The 16465-nt window shown below is 55.0% G+C and carries 8 protein-coding genes; 1 reads left to right on the plus strand and 7 read right to left on the minus strand.

Translation table 11 applies throughout. From position 1 onward, the window contains the following. Window positions 1–6: 6 nt before the first annotated feature. The 5 genes from G6R38_RS24190 to G6R38_RS24210 all read right to left on the minus strand — a co-directional run bounded on the left by G6R38_RS24190 (window position 7) and on the right by G6R38_RS24210 (window position 8738). The gene (locus G6R38_RS24190; RefSeq protein ID WP_166831355.1) at window positions 7–291 is read right to left on the minus strand and encodes a DUF962 domain-containing protein; all 285 of its coding nucleotides are present in this window, start codon (window positions 289–291) and stop codon (window positions 7–9) included. Between the two features lie 40 nt (window positions 292–331). After that, complete coding sequence (locus G6R38_RS24195; RefSeq protein ID WP_166831356.1) at window positions 332–3124, minus strand: trypsin-like peptidase domain-containing protein; 2793 nt, start codon at window positions 3122–3124, stop codon at window positions 332–334. Window positions 3125–3188: 64 nt separating this feature from the next. Continuing rightward, window positions 3189–5675, minus strand: coding sequence for a PAS domain-containing protein (locus G6R38_RS24200; protein WP_166831357.1), 2487 nt, complete (start codon window positions 5673–5675; stop codon window positions 3189–3191). 171 nt (window positions 5676–5846) lie between these two features. Next, on the minus strand, window positions 5847–6854 hold the full coding sequence (locus G6R38_RS24205) for a GspE/PulE/PilB domain-containing protein (protein ID WP_166831358.1): 1008 nt from the start codon (window positions 6852–6854) through the stop codon (window positions 5847–5849). Window positions 6855–7160: 306 nt separating this feature from the next. Continuing rightward, window positions 7161–8738 carry an Hsp70 family protein gene (locus G6R38_RS24210; protein WP_166831359.1) on the minus strand — a complete coding sequence of 526 codons (1578 nt, stop codon included), beginning with the start codon at window positions 8736–8738 and terminating at the stop codon, window positions 7161–7163. A 292-nt stretch (window positions 8739–9030) separates the two neighbouring features. Here G6R38_RS24210 and G6R38_RS24215 point away from each other — a divergent pair, with 292 nt between their 5' ends. Beyond that, window positions 9031–9369: a ribonuclease E inhibitor RraB gene (locus G6R38_RS24215; protein WP_166831360.1), complete on the plus strand. Its 339-nt coding sequence runs from the start codon at window positions 9031–9033 to the stop codon at window positions 9367–9369. Window positions 9370–9419: 50 nt separating this feature from the next. On the opposite strand, the gene G6R38_RS24220 is transcribed toward G6R38_RS24215, so the two are convergent. Both G6R38_RS24220 and G6R38_RS24225 read right to left on the minus strand, forming a co-directional pair. Next, window positions 9420–15794 carry a hypothetical protein gene (locus tag G6R38_RS24220; RefSeq protein WP_166831361.1) on the minus strand — a complete coding sequence of 2125 codons (6375 nt, stop codon included), beginning with the start codon at window positions 15792–15794 and terminating at the stop codon, window positions 9420–9422. A gap of 192 nt (window positions 15795–15986) precedes the next feature. Further along, on the minus strand, window positions 15987–16460 hold the full coding sequence (locus G6R38_RS24225) for a YiiD C-terminal domain-containing protein (protein WP_315852373.1): 474 nt from the start codon (window positions 16458–16460) through the stop codon (window positions 15987–15989). Window positions 16461–16465: the final 5 nt, after the last annotated feature.

Consider the following 16465-nt stretch of genomic DNA (forward strand, 5'->3'; position numbering starts at 1 on the left):
GGCGGGTCAATCGGAAAAGTTTGACTGTTTTGTCGACGGGCCGAATTCGGTATAGGGAATTCCCCGTAATTTTTTGAGCAAAATCAGTTCGCCAGCGTCATTTCCCTCGATTGCATGTCCAATGAATTGCAAACAATAGCCTCCAATGAACGCAGCTGCAGCGGCCAACCACTGCTCACGGACTAGGAAAACCACAGAGACAACAAACGTCAACGGCACACCGATCCAGTGCAGAATTTGGTTCCATCGGTTTTGATGGCGCGCGATGTAATTGGCAACAATGCGTTTCACGAAAGTCTCACTTTAACCAAACTCAAGGCCACTGTTTCACTTAACGATTCAAACGCCGGAGGGCGTAACTCGCGGTGGATCGGCCGATGCTTTCCGGATCGGCTTTTGCCTGTTCTTCTAGCAAGGCTTTCGCATCATCGCCACCGATTTCACCGAGCGCTCGATACACATCCATGCGGAGGTTGCGATCCGAATGGTCGATCCATTTCGCAAGAAACGGGACCGACTTTTGCCCGATCGCCACCAATGCTTGTTTCACGTTCAGGCGGTCCAGTGGTTCGGACATTCGGGCTGCGATCGCCTCGGCCGCTTTGTCACCGCCGATCCGTCCCGCCGCCTCGATGGCTTTTCGTCGCACAGAACCGCTGGAATCCTTCATAAATTCGAGGACGGTGTCCAGTTCGTTTTCGTCCGCCCAAACCAAGTATGCCGATCGGGCCTCGCGTTGCACACTGGTGCTGGTATCTTGCGTCAATTCTTTGAGAACTTTCAAGACGTCCGCACGTTTCTCTTCGTGATCGCTCGGCGTGAATCGGCTCAACGCAGACATCGCCGAATACCAGCGAAGGCGATCGCCGTCTTCGATGGTCTTGAGATGCTCGGCGAGCTTCTCCGGTGAATTCCTCTCCGCCTTCCGACGAGCGAGGTCGGCCTTGGCTTTGGCAGCGAGTTCTTCGCTTCGTTTCTTCTGTTCCGCCACCTCTTGCTCGGTCATCCGATGAATTGTGACGCTCAATGGTGTGCGGACAGTCTTGAATTCCGTGTTGGTCTCGAACACCAATTCATGTTCGATTTTTCGCGGCAGCATATCCGTGCGGTCGATCGTGATGGTCCCGCTGCCTTTCAGTCGAAACGCTGGTTTTTCCGCGTTTTCTGTCGTCTTGAAGTCGTATTGGCGATCGATGACATACGCCTCGTCCGTCACCGAAGCAATTCGGTAACTCCGGCTTTCCTCCGCCGCCAACAGAGTGATTGTCTCCTTCCGCCCGAACGGAGACGGTGCGAATCGAGAGCGAAATCGGGGAACGTAGAACGGGCCGAAATTGTCATTTTCCGATCGCGTGTGCTGAAGGATGACGGATCGATCAACGTTCCAACGAGTTCGTTGTTGGCGGGGCAACGGATCGAATGGCAAATGGGCGAGTGGTCCCAAGAGGTACGGAATCGATGCCGGTTCACCACCGTCGATGATGTTGCCGAGTTCATCGATCGTCATTCGACCATGGTTGTTGGTGTGTCCCGGCGTGCTTGGTCCGCGAAGATAGCTGCGTTTCGTGCGTTTGTAGTGCGTGAGGAGCCCGTTGTATTTCAGCACGAACTGTTCGTCGCCCTGGATCGGCCCAATCGTCACCCGCACCAACCCAATGGCCGGCGTGACACGTTTGGCAAGAATCGGACCGTCTAAATCGATTTCCGATTTCTCTCCGCCTAGCGAAACTTTGTGGGCCTTCGCCATCTTCTGGAGATCTTCCGAAGGCACCGCGAAACCGACGTTGGAGACTTTGTTGCCGGTCAGTTTCGCGCTTGCGATGCCGATGACTTCGCCACGATTGTTGACCAACGGTCCACCGGAATTGCCGGGGTTGATGCTCGCATCGACTTGGAAGGTCTTGCCGTCTTCGTCGTCGATGAACCCGGCAATTGTACCTTTGGTGACTTTCACACTCCGGCCGAGCACACCCGTCAACGGATAACCAATCGCACGGACATCTTGGGCCAACTCGACGACCTTTGAATCCCCCAACGGCAATACAGGCAAATCCTTCGCGGTGATGCGGATGATCGCCAAATCGCGAGCGTGATCGGTGGCGACGGTCGTCGCGGCATACGTTTTTCCGCCGAGATCCACTTCAATCGAGCTAGCATTCTCCACGACATGAGCACAAGTTGCCATGTAGCCATCCGGACTGATGACGAACCCCGTTCCGCTGCCTTTCTCAGGTTCCCATTCGGCGGGGTGATGATCGCGATCATTGAACGCGGTGTAGGTGCAGAGCCCGGACATGTCCTCGGAATAGTCCTTGAAGCCCGCTTTGATTTTGACTTGGAACGTGTAAACGCCGCCGGGTTTCCACCCGTAACGCAGTTTCCGTGGCGGAGCAGCTTCGGCATTGGCCGGATTGGTGGGTGGAGCAGGAACGATGTCTTTCGGTTCCGACTGCTTCTTTACAACAACTGGTTTTTCCGCCGTCAGCGGGGGATTGACTTTCGGCAGTTCCAGCTTCGGTTCCGCTGTCACATGGGCAATATCTTCGCCTCCCGGCGGCATCGGTTGTGGCACCAATTGCGGTTGCGGCACGGGTCGCGGTTTGAAATCGGGCAACTTGGGTTTTGGAGGGACGGGGATGTTGGGAGCGAACTGCGGCTGATCGTTTTGGGCAATCGGGGCTTGCTGAGCCGGGGGATTGTCGTTCTGCAGCAAGACAATCACCAACGCAACCGCCAACGCGAGAATGGCCACCGCACCCCCGGCAATCCCGAACCAAACACCGTTCGAAGACGGTTGAACCGGCCCGCGGGAACGTCGTCGCTGGCGGGACGGCTGACCTTCGAAAATATCGTCGAACGGATCGCGGCGATTGTCATCGTCCAAGATTTCCAAGTCGTCAGCACCGTATTCGACGGTGGCCGAGGACGAGCCAAGACCGAAGTCCGTGAGGTCGATTTCCTCCCGGCAACGTGGGCAGCGGATCCATTCACGATCGGGAAGACCGTCGCGGAATCGAATTGTCACATCGCAGGCAGGGCAGTGGAGTTGATCGTGCGGCATGGGAGAGGCCCTTAGAAGAATCCGCATTGGGATCGGCAGCGTGAAATCGCTTGGTCGATCCATTCGATTCTACCGAGCATGATGCCCACCGCAACACGTGGACAGCGGTTTTCCGATCAGGACCGCTTTAACTGGCGGGCGTTGCGGCTGGTTGCAGCCATTTTGCGATCAGATCCAACAATGCTTGCCGGCGGATGGGTTTGGTGGCGTAATCACTGAACCCAACCGCGTGACATCGCTCGGCGACCTCGGGCATCGCGTGTGCCGTCAACGCGACGATGGGGCGTTCATAACCCAACGCTCGCAATTCTCGTGTGGCGCTGTAGCCATCCAGCACCGGCATTTCCAAGTCCATCAGAATCAAATCGAAGTCGTCCCAACCGGCTTCGACGGCTTCCAACGCTTCGCGACCATTCACCGCAATCGAAACGGTGAAACCAGCTTTCTGCAACAGGAATTTGAACAGTCGTTGGTTGTCCGGTCCGTCTTCCGCTAGGAGGACATGTCGACTTTTTGAGAGTCCTTCGGTGACGTGTGTCGGTTGCGACTTGGCATGTACGGATTCCCGCGCTGAGTTTTCGAGCGGGGCCGATTCGACATACGGAATCACGAATCGGAACGTACTGCCTTCTCCAAGACGACTTTCCAACGAGATTTCCCCACCAAGCATCTCCACGAGACGCTTGCAAATTGTCAGACCCAGCCCGGTTCCGCCGTGTTGACGGGTCGCGGAGTCATCGACCTGAGTGAATGGTTCAAAGAGCCGATCCAGGTTCTTTTCATCCACCCCGATTCCTGTATCCGTGACCGCGAACTCCAGCAGTTGCCGTTCTCCCGAGGATGTTTGTTTGGTTTGCAAACAGACCTCGATCGAACCTTCGTGGGTGAACTTCAACGCATTCCCGATCAAGTTGATCAAAATTTGACGCAACCGCGTAAGATCGGATTCGATCCACGCAGGAACCAGTCCTACAGTGGTCACACGAAGTGCGATCCGCGAGTTTTTTGTTCGCCAATGAAGTGACTCGACGACCTCGTTCACTAACAGCCGTGGCGATAGTCGCTGAGTGTGCATCGTCATGCGACCGGCTTCGATTTTGGAGAGATCGAGAATGTCGTTGATCAAACTCAGTAGATGATCGCCATTTCGCCGGATCGTATTCGCCGCTTCGATGTGTTGAGTTTCCGACACCGATTGGGCGAGCACGTCAGCAAACCCAAGGATCGCGCTCATGGGCGTGCGGATCTCGTGACTCATGTTGGCGAGGAATTGGCTCTTGGCATGGTTCGCGGCTTCGGCGGCTTTCTTGGCCGCTTCCAATTCACCTTGGGTTTCGATCAACGTGGTCACATCAATTGCCACCACAAGGATTCGCTCGACATTCCCGTGAACGTCGAACAGAGGGATCTTGTCGGTTCGAAGCCAACTCGTGCTGCCATCACCGTTCTTGACCGGCTCGACAATTCCGTAACGGGGTTTTCCCGTCCGCGCGACTTTCAAATCGTCTTCGTAAAAGGCATCGGCTTCCGTCGGATAGATTTCCCGCGTGTGGCGACCTTCGATGGCCTCGATCGGCAGCCCCACCGCATCGGCGGCAAATTGATTGATCCGCAGAATCCGGTTTTTGGTGTCCTTGAAAACGACGAACGCCCGCAAGCCATCGAGGATGCGTTGTGTTTCCTGCTTTTGCCGCTGCAGTTCGTTCTTGCGAGCGATCATCTCAGTTTGGTCGATCACAACGACATGGATACCCTGCACACTGCCGTCATCGTGTCGATCGGGAACGAGTGTCACTTCGCTTCCCAAGCGTCGACCGTCGAAATCAGTATGACGCATCTCATAGCGAACCGTCTCACCCTGAAATGCGGATTCCAGGTACGGCAACGCTTGCTCGTAACTCTCGTCGCCAACGATATCGCGGACGTGTTCGCCAATAATCTCGTCACGAGTTTTGCCGAAGAATTCCTCGTACTTGGCGTTTACGAACCCGTACCGATAGTCCCGATCGACATAGCTGATGAAAGCCGGGATGATGTCGGTGGTCATTCGCAGATGCGCTTCACTCGCGTTCAATCGGTTCGCACGGCGGGTGATGTCTTCGTTGCTCGCTTGCAGTTGCAATGCCGTCGATCGGAGTCGCACGAGCTGCTCGATTTGCCCGGCGAAAGTTTCCAAGGTCTTCCGCTGCAATTCGCTGAAGTCCCGAGTGACAGAATCCGCAACGCCGATGGTTCCGATCGGTTGACCGTTGGGACATCGAACCGGCACGCCGACATACGCACGCACGCCTCCGTCGGCGGTGCACATCGGATTCTCGACGAAGCGTTCGTCAGCGTGTGTATCAGGGACGATCAGCGGTTGAGCATGCAAAATCGTTTGGCCGCACAACGCGATCGCACGTGGGAACTCTTGTTCGTCGAAGCCGAATCGACTTTTGTACCAACACCGCTCGCTATCCACGAAGCAAACAAACGCCATCGGCGTTTGGCAAATCTCGGCAGCCAACTCGACTAACCGATCGAATTCGGCTTCGGCCGGGGAATCGAGAATTGCGAGTCGCCGAAGCGCATCGATTCGCTCTGACTCATTGATGTCTTGACGAAGGCCGGACATCAGCTGGCTCCCAAAACTGTGGACATCGGTTGGTGGTGATGCAAAAAAGCATCCCGGATTCAACCATACGTCGTGTTTGAGAGACGTCGGACGTCAACGAGTGACGACAGTGTGTTCTTCTAAGAAGTTCTCCGAATTGTTCGTTTTTAGCGGTTTCGCCGGTCGTCGAGTTTACTTCCAGTAAACCTTCAGGACGTACCAAATGACGATCGGCGGAACAATCAACGTGAACAAGAACGGGACTACGGGAATGAACTTCAAGGATTCCGGCAGGATGAACGTGTCGATCATCACGGAGCCAATAATGCCCCAGCACATCATGATGATCCCGAGACTCTTCCGTTCTCGCTGTTCATCAGGTGTGAGTTGCGACCAGGATTTGTTCTCCGTCGACTTCTTCTGCTTGACGACTTTCCCGCCGCCGGTGTTACCCGTTGGAGCCGCCGCGGCGACGGCTTCGTCCCGCATGCCGGGTTGATAGTATTTCGCAATTCCCTGGTTGACCGCCAACGGCGTGGCCATCACCGCCCGCATCGGCATGCCGTAGCGAACTTGGATTTCTTCTTCCAGATCGGGAGTGGGTTCGTAGGCACACGCGACCATCACGACATCGTCGTCCACGAACAACGGCAGAACGGCGTTGCGTTTGACGAAGTTTCGCGGCACACGGTCGAGAACGTCGTCGTCGGGCGTGGTCTCGGAAAGATCGATGTACGGTCGACCCAACTCCTGCGCGTAGGCACGGGTGGCGGTTTCGGCGTCGGTCACTTTCATCTGCACGACGGCATCGCGATGAGACAACCCACGGGCTTGGGCGAATTCTTCGGTCTCGCGTGCTTGATCTCGAGAAAGAACCTTCCGCTCAACCAGCACCCGCAACATCGGCTTGCGACCGCCTTCGTCGGCATCGTCGAACTCGCGACCGAGACTCTCGTCGTAGTCGCGTTTGCGTTCGGTGTCGGTCAGGCAGAGCATCGCCTTGGCCAACTCATTCAGCAGGTCTTGCGACTTCTGCATGTACTGACCGGTGGCGTACTTTCGTACGACCGCATTCAATTTTTTGTAGTGCTTCTGGACTTTCTCCGGATCATCCTCGAACTGTTTCAGCCGAAGCAGCGTGTAATAATCTGGCGGCCGTTCCCCTTCGGGAATCCCGAGCCAATCCTTGTATACGTCCATGGTGCTTGTCAGTGGTTAGTAGTCAGTTGGATTCACTCGACCGATCGAATTGAGATCAACATTGAACGTGGGTGTCACTCAACCATCAATGTCTTCAGTCATAGAATTTGCTCGGTTTCCAAGGGTTCTGTGTGATCGACACGCTGGAGCCAGTGATTGATTTTGTCGAGCGAACCCTTCGCGACTTTGACAAACCTTTGATTATCTTGGATTGAACCGTGTCCGCAACCCTATGCGTGAACTGAGTCCGAGTCATGCGAAACCCGGACTCGTGAGGAATGACTCACGGTGGCCAAAAACCGCCGATTATTCCACGTGGTAGTCCTTCGCCAACTGTTCGAAGTTGCCGACGTTGGTTTCGGAGAGACCAGAGTCACGAACGATCTCGGTTTGCGAAGCTTTATTGCTTGTGAGTTCCTTGGCGGCGGCTTGGATTCGTCCGTTGGCGTCGTAACTGTAGGTGACTTCCACGGGCGAACCCTTCGGCAAGTTCGGTGGCAAATCGAGAATGCGGAAGTCACCAATCAATGAACAACCGGCTGGGTCGCGGGCTTCACCTTCGAGGATTTCGACGTGAATTCGCTTCTGATTATCCGAGTTGGTAACGAATCGTTGGCTGACGCTGAAAGGAATCGTTGTGTTGCGGGGGATCATGATGTGATTGATCTTCCGCGACCGTTCTTCCGGATCGGAAACCTTCACACCGAGTGAGTGGCTGTTGACGTCGGCCGTTTGCACCGCTTGCAATCGCTTGAGAACCGTTTTCCCAAGCGTGCTGTCTTCGCCGCGTTCCCGTGCTTCCAGAATTGCCGCGTGAATGGCCGCGCCTTGGGCCACACCTTTTTCCGGTTCCAATGCACGAGAAGGTTCGCAACCGGTGAGTTGCCGCAGCATCGATTCGACCACCGGCATGTAGGTCGAACCCCCGACCATCACGACTTCATCCAAATCCGGTCCTTTGACGCCCGACTGCTCCAGCACCAGTTCCGTGGTGTCTTTCGTGCGTTGGAGCAAGTCTGCGGTCATGCGTTCGAAGTCGCCGCGTGTCAGGCTCACGGTCAGCGTTTTGCCTTTGCAGTAAACGCTAATCGGGACCTGGGCCTTTTTCGTCAATTGCAGCTTGGCGTCTTCACATTCCTGCTGGAAGGATTTCAATGCTTCCAAGTCGTCGCGGGGATCTTCGCCGAACTTGCGTTTGAACTGCTCCGCGACGTGGTCGACCAGACGCTGCGTCCAGTCCAAACCACCGAGCATCACGTCCCCGTCGGTCGCGAGCACTTGGAACTTAGAAGCCGAGTACCGCACCACGGTCACGTCGAACGTACCACCACCCAGGTCGTAAACGAGAATCGTTCGTTCACCAGAGAGGACATCCGGACGACCAAGTTCCCCTTTGTTCCAGGCATAAGCCAGCGTCGCGGCGGTCGGTTCGTTGATGATGTCCAAGACATTCAGACCGGCAATCCGACCGGCATCCTGCGTGGCTTTTCGGCGGACATCGTTGAAGTAGTAGGGCACCGTGATGACGGCGTTGGCGATTGGGCCGATTTTGGCTTCGGCGTCTTTTTTCAGCTTCTTCAAGATCAACGCGGAAATGAATTCAGGCGTGAGTTTCTTGTTTTGATAGACCACGAAATAATCGCTGTTGCCCATTTGCCGTTTGACGGCTTCGACGATGTTGTTCGGGTCTTCGATGGAAATCCGTTCTGCAGACGGCCCAACCATCACTTGCCCACCGTCGGCCAGAAGCACAACGGAAGGCGTAATTGTGCGTTCGTCGGCGTTTTCGAGGAGGACTGGCACACCCTCGTCGTTCAATTGGGAAATGGCCGAGTAGGTCGTTCCTAAATCAATTCCAACTGTTTGCCCATCGAGAAATTTCATGAGTTGCCCTTATTGACCACCACTGGGAACGACTTTGACCTGAAGATTAACCGTTATTACGAACCGAAAACCAAATTGCAAATCGGATTTTGTTCGCGAGCGGCGATTGTGAAATGCGCGGGAGTTGGACCGTTTTCTACGGACCAACTCCCGGTCTCCTATTTTGCCAGCCTGTCCCAGTCGTTGCAAGCTGTTCGTGCTCCGTTGAGGAAACTCATCCAACTTTAATGATCTGACTCCGCAAAATCGGACGGACCACCCCTGGTGATGATGTGAACAGACGAGGTTTCTCATGAACTCAGAATACCCGAATAACGCCGACGGCAATGTGCTGCGAACTCTGGCTGAGTCTGGCAACGACATGACAAAGCCGATGGAAATTGACTTTGCTGTCGCTGTGCCGAATGAATTGGCTGCCAATGACTTTCGCGAAGTGGCGGCCGAGAATGGATACGATTCGCATACCGATTACGACAACGAATCGGGAAATTGGAGCGTGTACTGCACCAAATCGATGGTGCCCACCTATCAAAGCATCATGTCGGCTCAGGTCGAACTCGATGACCTGAGCCGTCCATTCGATGGTTACTCCGATGGCTGGGGGACATTTGGAAACGTCTCTCAGGATTGATGTGATGATGTGAAATGGTCGTCTTTCACATCATCACCCCATTATCTGCCTCACCGTTGTGGCGGTTTTGCCTCACGCACGATGGCACCGTGTTCGTCGCTGAGGATCAGCAGAGCGAATTGCGAGACGTTTTCGACCTCGTTCGTGCTCAGGGAGACGTAATCGAATCGACCCCGCAAATCGGTATAACCGTCTTTGTAGAACTCGATGCTGCCGTCCTTCTTGCGAGCATACACTTTGACATAGACGGTTGGCTCCGGCTTTCCGCCCTTCGCCTGCCGGACGAGTAGTTGGCCGTAGTTCTCGCTGGTGGTTACGGACAACGAGTTCGCGTAATACGGTTTCGACGTGGTTTGTCCGCCGCCAACCAATTGCACCAACACGTTTCGCGATCGCAAATCTTCCGGCAATTCGAAGGACGTTTGCGAGCCGTCCGCTGGCAGGTTCACGGTCATGGTTTGGTTCGGTTTGATGAATCCGAAGCGTTCCGTCCCGGCTTGCACAAACGGATTGCGACTGAACAGCAATTCCACATCCATCAAGTAGAAGTTCACCTGAACTTCCTTCAGGTTTTGATAATCGACCTCGACGGTTTCGTTCTCGACACGGAAATCGAAACTCGCATCGGTTGCCGCAAGTTTGGTCTGTTGTTGGTTGCGGTCTTTTGGATCGGCCAATTGGACATCGCCGCCTGTGATCTCTTGAATCTGCTGCGAGACCGCCACGAATGCATTCCGCCACCGATCGACAGGATGGTTCTCGTGTTTCCGTGCCAACGTTGCAGCACGCTCGGTTTCGCGTTGGTACATCGCCAAGTACGCGGCGAAGTAGTCGTATTGCAGACGGGTTTCCAGGTTGTTTGGTTGGACCTCGCCGAAGAACGCCAACGCCTCACCGATGCGGTCTTGCAAGAGCAAGTAGTACGTCACCGCCATTCGCTGTTCGTCGGAGAGTTCCCGGTGATAGCCGAGAATCTTCAAGAACTCGTGGTAATGGGCGTGGAACCGATCGTTCAGAATCTCGCGATCTGCCCCGAGTCGGTGCGTGCGAGCATTCACGAGCGGACGGTAATCGCGGTGCTGGTATTCGTGGCGACGAACCGGATCGATCGTGACCAACGGACTCTGAAGATAGTCACCACACTGATCTAAGAACCCGTGGGAATGGGCGAGGAACTCTCGAATGTTCTCCACATCGTTATGCAACACGCTGTATGCCCACAGCGTGTCGTTGTAGACATGCCGACGGGCGAGCAGGTCGGTCACTTGATTGAAGAAGGCTTTGTCTTTCATGCGGAACGCGATGGCATCAAGATCCAACTCACGCAGGTTGTGCGAGTTGAGGAATTCGATGACTTCTTCGTTGCTGCCAAGTTGGGAAATATAGACCCAGGATTCCCGGTCAATTTTCGATGGCTCGGAGACCACTTGGAAATCCATCGCCTCGGCGTGGGCGAGTGTTTGTCCACCTTCGGCAACGTGAGCGGGGTAGTGTTGGAATTCACCCGCGAGCGGGAAGTAGAAGTGGTATTCCAGTTTGTGCGTATGGAACGGTTCCAAGTCGAGCGGAATGCTCTTCAGGAATTGACTGCCACCCACCGGAAACGCCCCCACCGGAACTTGCGTGAGCACACGAAGTTTCTGCCGCGTGCTCGTGGGGTTCGTGACCACGATTTGACAGCCGTAGACCGCGTGGGTCAGGAATTCGTCGGTCACGTATTTATCGGATTTTTCACCGTTTTCGATACGGTATCGGTCGTCCAACCGGAACACGTTCTGCGTGATCAGCACTGGTGTTGGGCCGTCGACGATTCCGGCAGCTTCGATCTCCTCATGGAAGACGACCATCGAACCGCCCGGTGTGAGCGTCATCGTGTCTTCAGCGAGTTTCACATCGTGTTCTTTGGCCTCGAACGGCAAATCGAGCACGGCGAGTGCGAGAAGCATTTCGTGAATGTTGCCAGCGGACTTGGCGAAGTGTTCCGAGAAGAACGGTTGCTGGTGGTCATGAGCGGCAAAGTCCGCCCAGAACTCGTTGACGGGAACGATGTCGGAGTCCTGGTCGGCCATTGGCAGATGCCAGTAATTGTTTTCGATCCATTCCTTCGTCTTGTCGAGCTTGCGGAACAGTTGCCGTGCATTTGCCCGGCGACCAAGCCGATCTTTGATGCCATCGACATTCAGTGAATTCCACTTCGCACCGGCATTATCGAAATCAGCGTCCATTTCTTCCGCCATTTCGCGACCGGAGTACCGGCGTTTGCGGGCGGCGGATGGTTTGGACTCTGATTTGGATTTCTTGTCGGAGGCCATCGGCTCGCCAGCAACCATGCCACCGAATCCGAAACCACCACCACCGCCACCCATTCCGGGAGCGGCCGACTGCAGTTCCGTCATGAAGCCGAGCTTCGCTTCGTCATCCATGAGCACTTCTTCACGTATTTGCTTGCTGAATTCCTGCAAGCCAAACCGATCCGACGTACTGAGCGCGGTGCCCTTGATCGCGGTTTGGAAGAGTTGTTCGTCACGTGCCGGGTTCGGCGGTTGCAAGGCGAGCAAGTCTTTGAGGTCGCGAATCGTGAACGGCTTCTCGGCTTCGATGCGTGCCGCTAAGAATGCCCGTTCGGCCGCATTGAGTCGGTTGTATTCCCAAGGCGAGAGGAACCGCGAGAGGTCATCTTCGAGCAAATAATGATCGAGGAACGTCTTGTCCTTCTTGTTCTGCAAGTAGGGCACGACGACGTTTCGGAAGAACTCCGGGTCCTTCTGGGCGATGAAAAAACTGACTTCGTGAGACGCAAACTCGGAGTACTTCTCGCGTTTTTCCTCGTCGGACAGCGAAGGCCAATTCAGCAGGAAGCGGAACTTCGCCAACTCGGCATTCTGCGAGAGAGCCACGAAAAGACCGTAGACACTCGTCAAACTGTCGTAGGCTTCAAAGCGAGCGGTTTGCAGATGATTGAGCTGGAACTTCTCACCCGCCTTGAGCACACTGATCTTCTTTTGCAATGCGAAGTGTTTGTCGGCATCCAAACTTTCGGCCAACCGCAAATCGCGGAAGCGGCGTTTCGGTTCCGGAAGGGTTGCCAAGCGTGACGCCACGTTCTGCGGATCAACCGCCACAACTTGCAAATACGCATGCGGACCGATTTCTTTGCGATCAATCGTGACCAAACCGTTTTCGTCCGGCACCAAGTTGAATAGCGTCACCGATTGGTCGGCGAGGAAATCGAGATTGGAATAATCAGTGTTGTTCGCAGACGGAGCCGGGGCGGCTTTCGGAGTCGCCATCATGCTGTCAACGTCGGGAGATGTCGGGGCGAATTCGTCTCCCTTCTGAGCGGCTTGTTGACCGGTTTCGGTCTCGCGGACCGCCCACGGATTGAGCAGTACACTCGGCCGTTCCAGCATGTTGCCAGGGAATTTTGGAGCGTATTGCCGATCGAGAATATACCGGTATTCATCGCCGATGTTGCGACCTTCGACGTAAGCCGACATCGCATTCGGACGGGTCATCCGTTTCGGACCTGCATGCGACAACTGAGCCAATTCCTGAAACGCCGACCACACCGGACGGTATCGCGTCGCGACCACATGCACACGGGCCGCATTGCGCGTGTTGCGAAGTTGCACAAGGAGTTTGTCGTCGTCACCTCGAATCTCGGCGATCTGCAACGGACGCGGAGACACAACCTCCAAATACCGTTCGTCACCAAGAATATAGCCGTCTTTGTAATCGCCTTCGGTCAGACGGATTCGCACATGTTCGCCGGTGCGTTTCAGATATAAATCGTAATCGCCAGGTGGAAGTGCATCGGTGCGTAGCAGTCCGTCTTCGAGCGTGAGGGCGTCGAAGTGGTCTTCCACAAATGTGCCGCCACGGACTTCGAGGAGTGACACGTCATCGCGACTCAGCGTTTTCGGGGTCGGCATCAACGGCACTTCCACCGGCACACCGGCGATTCCGTGTTTGTTCGTGAATTGCGTGTGTTCGTCGTGGAGGAGCGTCCATGTGGTGGGCACTTCACTGGGGCCAGTCGCCTTCACCCATTCAACGCCAACCAATTGACCCAACTCGATCCGACCGGCGGCATTGGTTTGCAGGGTGAGTTGCACGGTACGGGTGAAGTCGCGGTGTTTGATCTCCAACCGCACTGGACGGTCCGCCAACGGTTCCCCCGAACGACCGAGCAAATTGGCGAAGTACTCTCCACTGAATTCGGCGAGGAACAAATCACTGATCTTGTCCGACCGATCGATTTGATTGATCTCGAACGTCCGCGACGCTGAAACGGACGCGTCATCTCCTTGGCTGAGATTCTCGACTTTCCCTTCCAATGTGAACAGCAACTTCGACAACCGATCCGGCACGTTGAATTCCACGACCGATTCGCGTTCCGGCGAAAGTTTCAACGTCTCGCTAGAAAACCGCTGGGTTGCGGTCACGCCATCGAGGTCGGTGGAAACAATCGTCAAGCTGACGTTCTTCAAGAGTTCCAACGGAGCGGCGACCGATTGCACGAGCAATTGCGGTCGGATGAGTACTCGTGCTTGCCGGTTCTTCAGCAGTGCTTCTCGGTCGACGAGAAAACCCGCTTGGAGTGTGTAGTTTTCCTGCTGATGCGGAAACCGCGTGAGCGAACAAAAATCATCCGCACACAGAATGATCAGCTGTTGCTTGGCACTGGCTGTGAACGGGACGGCGATGTGATGATTCTTGTCCGCCGTGTATTTCTGACCGCCAAGCCAAAGTTCCGCGTTCGGTACGACTTCGTTCTTCGAATCGAGCACGGTGAAGACGTGGCCGGAAACATCGGTGTGCATTACGAAATGCAACCGCCCTTTGCGAATGACCGCTCGGCTACTGCGTCCGTTGCCGATGAAGTCGATCACGTACACGCCGCGTTTGTCGAGGGCGGGGAACTCGAAGTGGCGTTTGATCCGGCGAACGGGTGGTTCGTCGTAGGTTTGCGTTTGTTCGGAGTTCGGTACTAACCCGTCGAGATTGATATCCGTACGGACTTCCCGTCCGCTTTGGCGGTACCAAGTCAGCGTGTTGATCTCATAAACCTTGATCAGCAAGTTCCGCACATTCTTGACGGAAACATCCAAGCTGACGGGGTCTTCCGGATCGAAGTGATCGGGGTTCGTCGGTGCGAAATCGAGATCGACCCGGTCTTTCAACGTCCGATATTCTTCTGGCGAAAGCAACGACGCCCACTGTTCCGGATCACCGAGCCAGTTGACGATTTTCGTCTCCGCGAGCAACTTCCGCAGGAACACATCGTTCACATATTTGGCGTACGGTTTGATGTCCGTTTCTTCGAGGAAGAAGTGAGCCAAGTAGGCTCGCACCAGGGATTCGTCGTTGCGGATCGCCGGGAACAACGTGATGCCTTGGAAGTTCTCCCCGAGATTCGCGTTCCAATTTCGCTGCGCGGGCGAGCGGAGATAATCAGGCTTCATGTAGCCAATTTGACGTGGCAACGCGAGGTACGTCATGAAGCGTTGTTTGTTGAACACGCCGTGCTTTAGGTCGTACTTCAACCGATGATACAACACGTGGGCTTTGAGCGTGTTGTAACGCGGTTCCAACGTGGAGACGAATGACCACAGACGTTCCAGATACGCAAGTTGTGCATCATCGTCGTGGGGCCAATCGACATCGTCGGACGGACGCAACTTTTGCAGGTAAGTATTGACGAAGTTCTGAGCGTTCCGCAGATCGGGTTTCTTTTCGAGCAATTCGTTCAGCTGTGCCAACAACAGTTTCTTGTGGATCTCCAAATATCCGAAACCGCCACTGTGCCGCGTTCCCAGATCGGCAATGATGTGATCGACAAGGTTTTCATAATCCGGACGGTCAATGCGTTTGAGAAACTCCCAGCGTTCGTTCTCGGAGAGCTTGCGATCAATGACCCAATCCAACGCGGCATCTTCGAACCCTTGCAGATCTTTCTGCTGCGTGAGTGCCCGTTGAGTGAGTGTTTCCCGTGAGATTTGTTTCGGGTCCAACTTGGTCGGCAGGTTGGGTTTCTCGCCGAGTCGTTGTCGTTGATGGTTCAGCCGGAGATTGAGTTCCCGCTTGAGATAATCCAACGAATTTTGCGGTGTGCGTTGGTAAGTGAGCAGGGCTTGGCGGTGTTCAATTTCCCGGTACCGCTGTGTACGTCCATGACGTTTAACCCACGGGGTGAGCAAGTCGCTGACTTTGTCGAACTGCTCGGTGTGCTGGAAGTGCAGGGCGTTGAAGTAGTAGTAGTCTTCGGTTCCGGGAATCAATTGCGACAATGCACGTTCGCGGTTCTTCGCCAACGCGAAGTCTTCGATGAATCCAATTTTCGCCGCGTCCGCTTGGGGCATCGGTCCTCCTCCACCGAAAACAAAACTACCAACGATCAACCCAATCAATCCAAACCGCCGCATGGGAACGCTCCTCGCGATGAAAACCTGCAGAACCACCGTAGAGACGGAGTCTGTCGGCAAAAGTTCCTTCAAACTGGATCATCGAAGGAAGATTGCGAATGGTCAACCGTTCCATGCGTTTCCCAGGAACCGAGTCACGCGGGGGCTACGGCTTTATACGTGACTTGTTGGGATGTCGGGACTTGTGGACGTCTACGATGGACTTGGCTCACGCAGCATGGCGACGAAGGTGCCATCTTGCTCGGCGAGAGTGACGCCAGCGGATTGGATGACCGACGTCACCCGCAATCGGGCTTTGCGACGAGCTTCCAGAGTGCGGAAGAACTTCTGCCAAGCCGCCGGTTCGATGGGCTTCACCGTGACCAAAAAGTCTTCGAGAATTGGCTTGAGATATCGCGTGGTGCTTTCTTGGACAACGAGCGTTGGTCGGAATCCTCGCATGCGGCAGTTGTGATGCAGCAAGCCCCAACCCGCCATGATTCCCGCCGCCGAAATGCTACCCCCAAAGGCCGAGTCCCGATGATTGATGTTCGGAGCGAGCGGCACAAACAACTCGATTCCCGTTTCGGAAACTGCCCGCACCTCGAACCCCATCGCTCGAGACAACGGAATATGCTCGGCAATGTAGTTGGAGAGGAATTCCGCGTGCGTTTCGTGAGTGATAATTCAGA

Source organism: Thalassoroseus pseudoceratinae (genome assembly GCF_011634775.1).
Lineage (GTDB): Bacteria > Planctomycetota > Planctomycetia > Planctomycetales > Planctomycetaceae > Thalassoroseus > Thalassoroseus pseudoceratinae.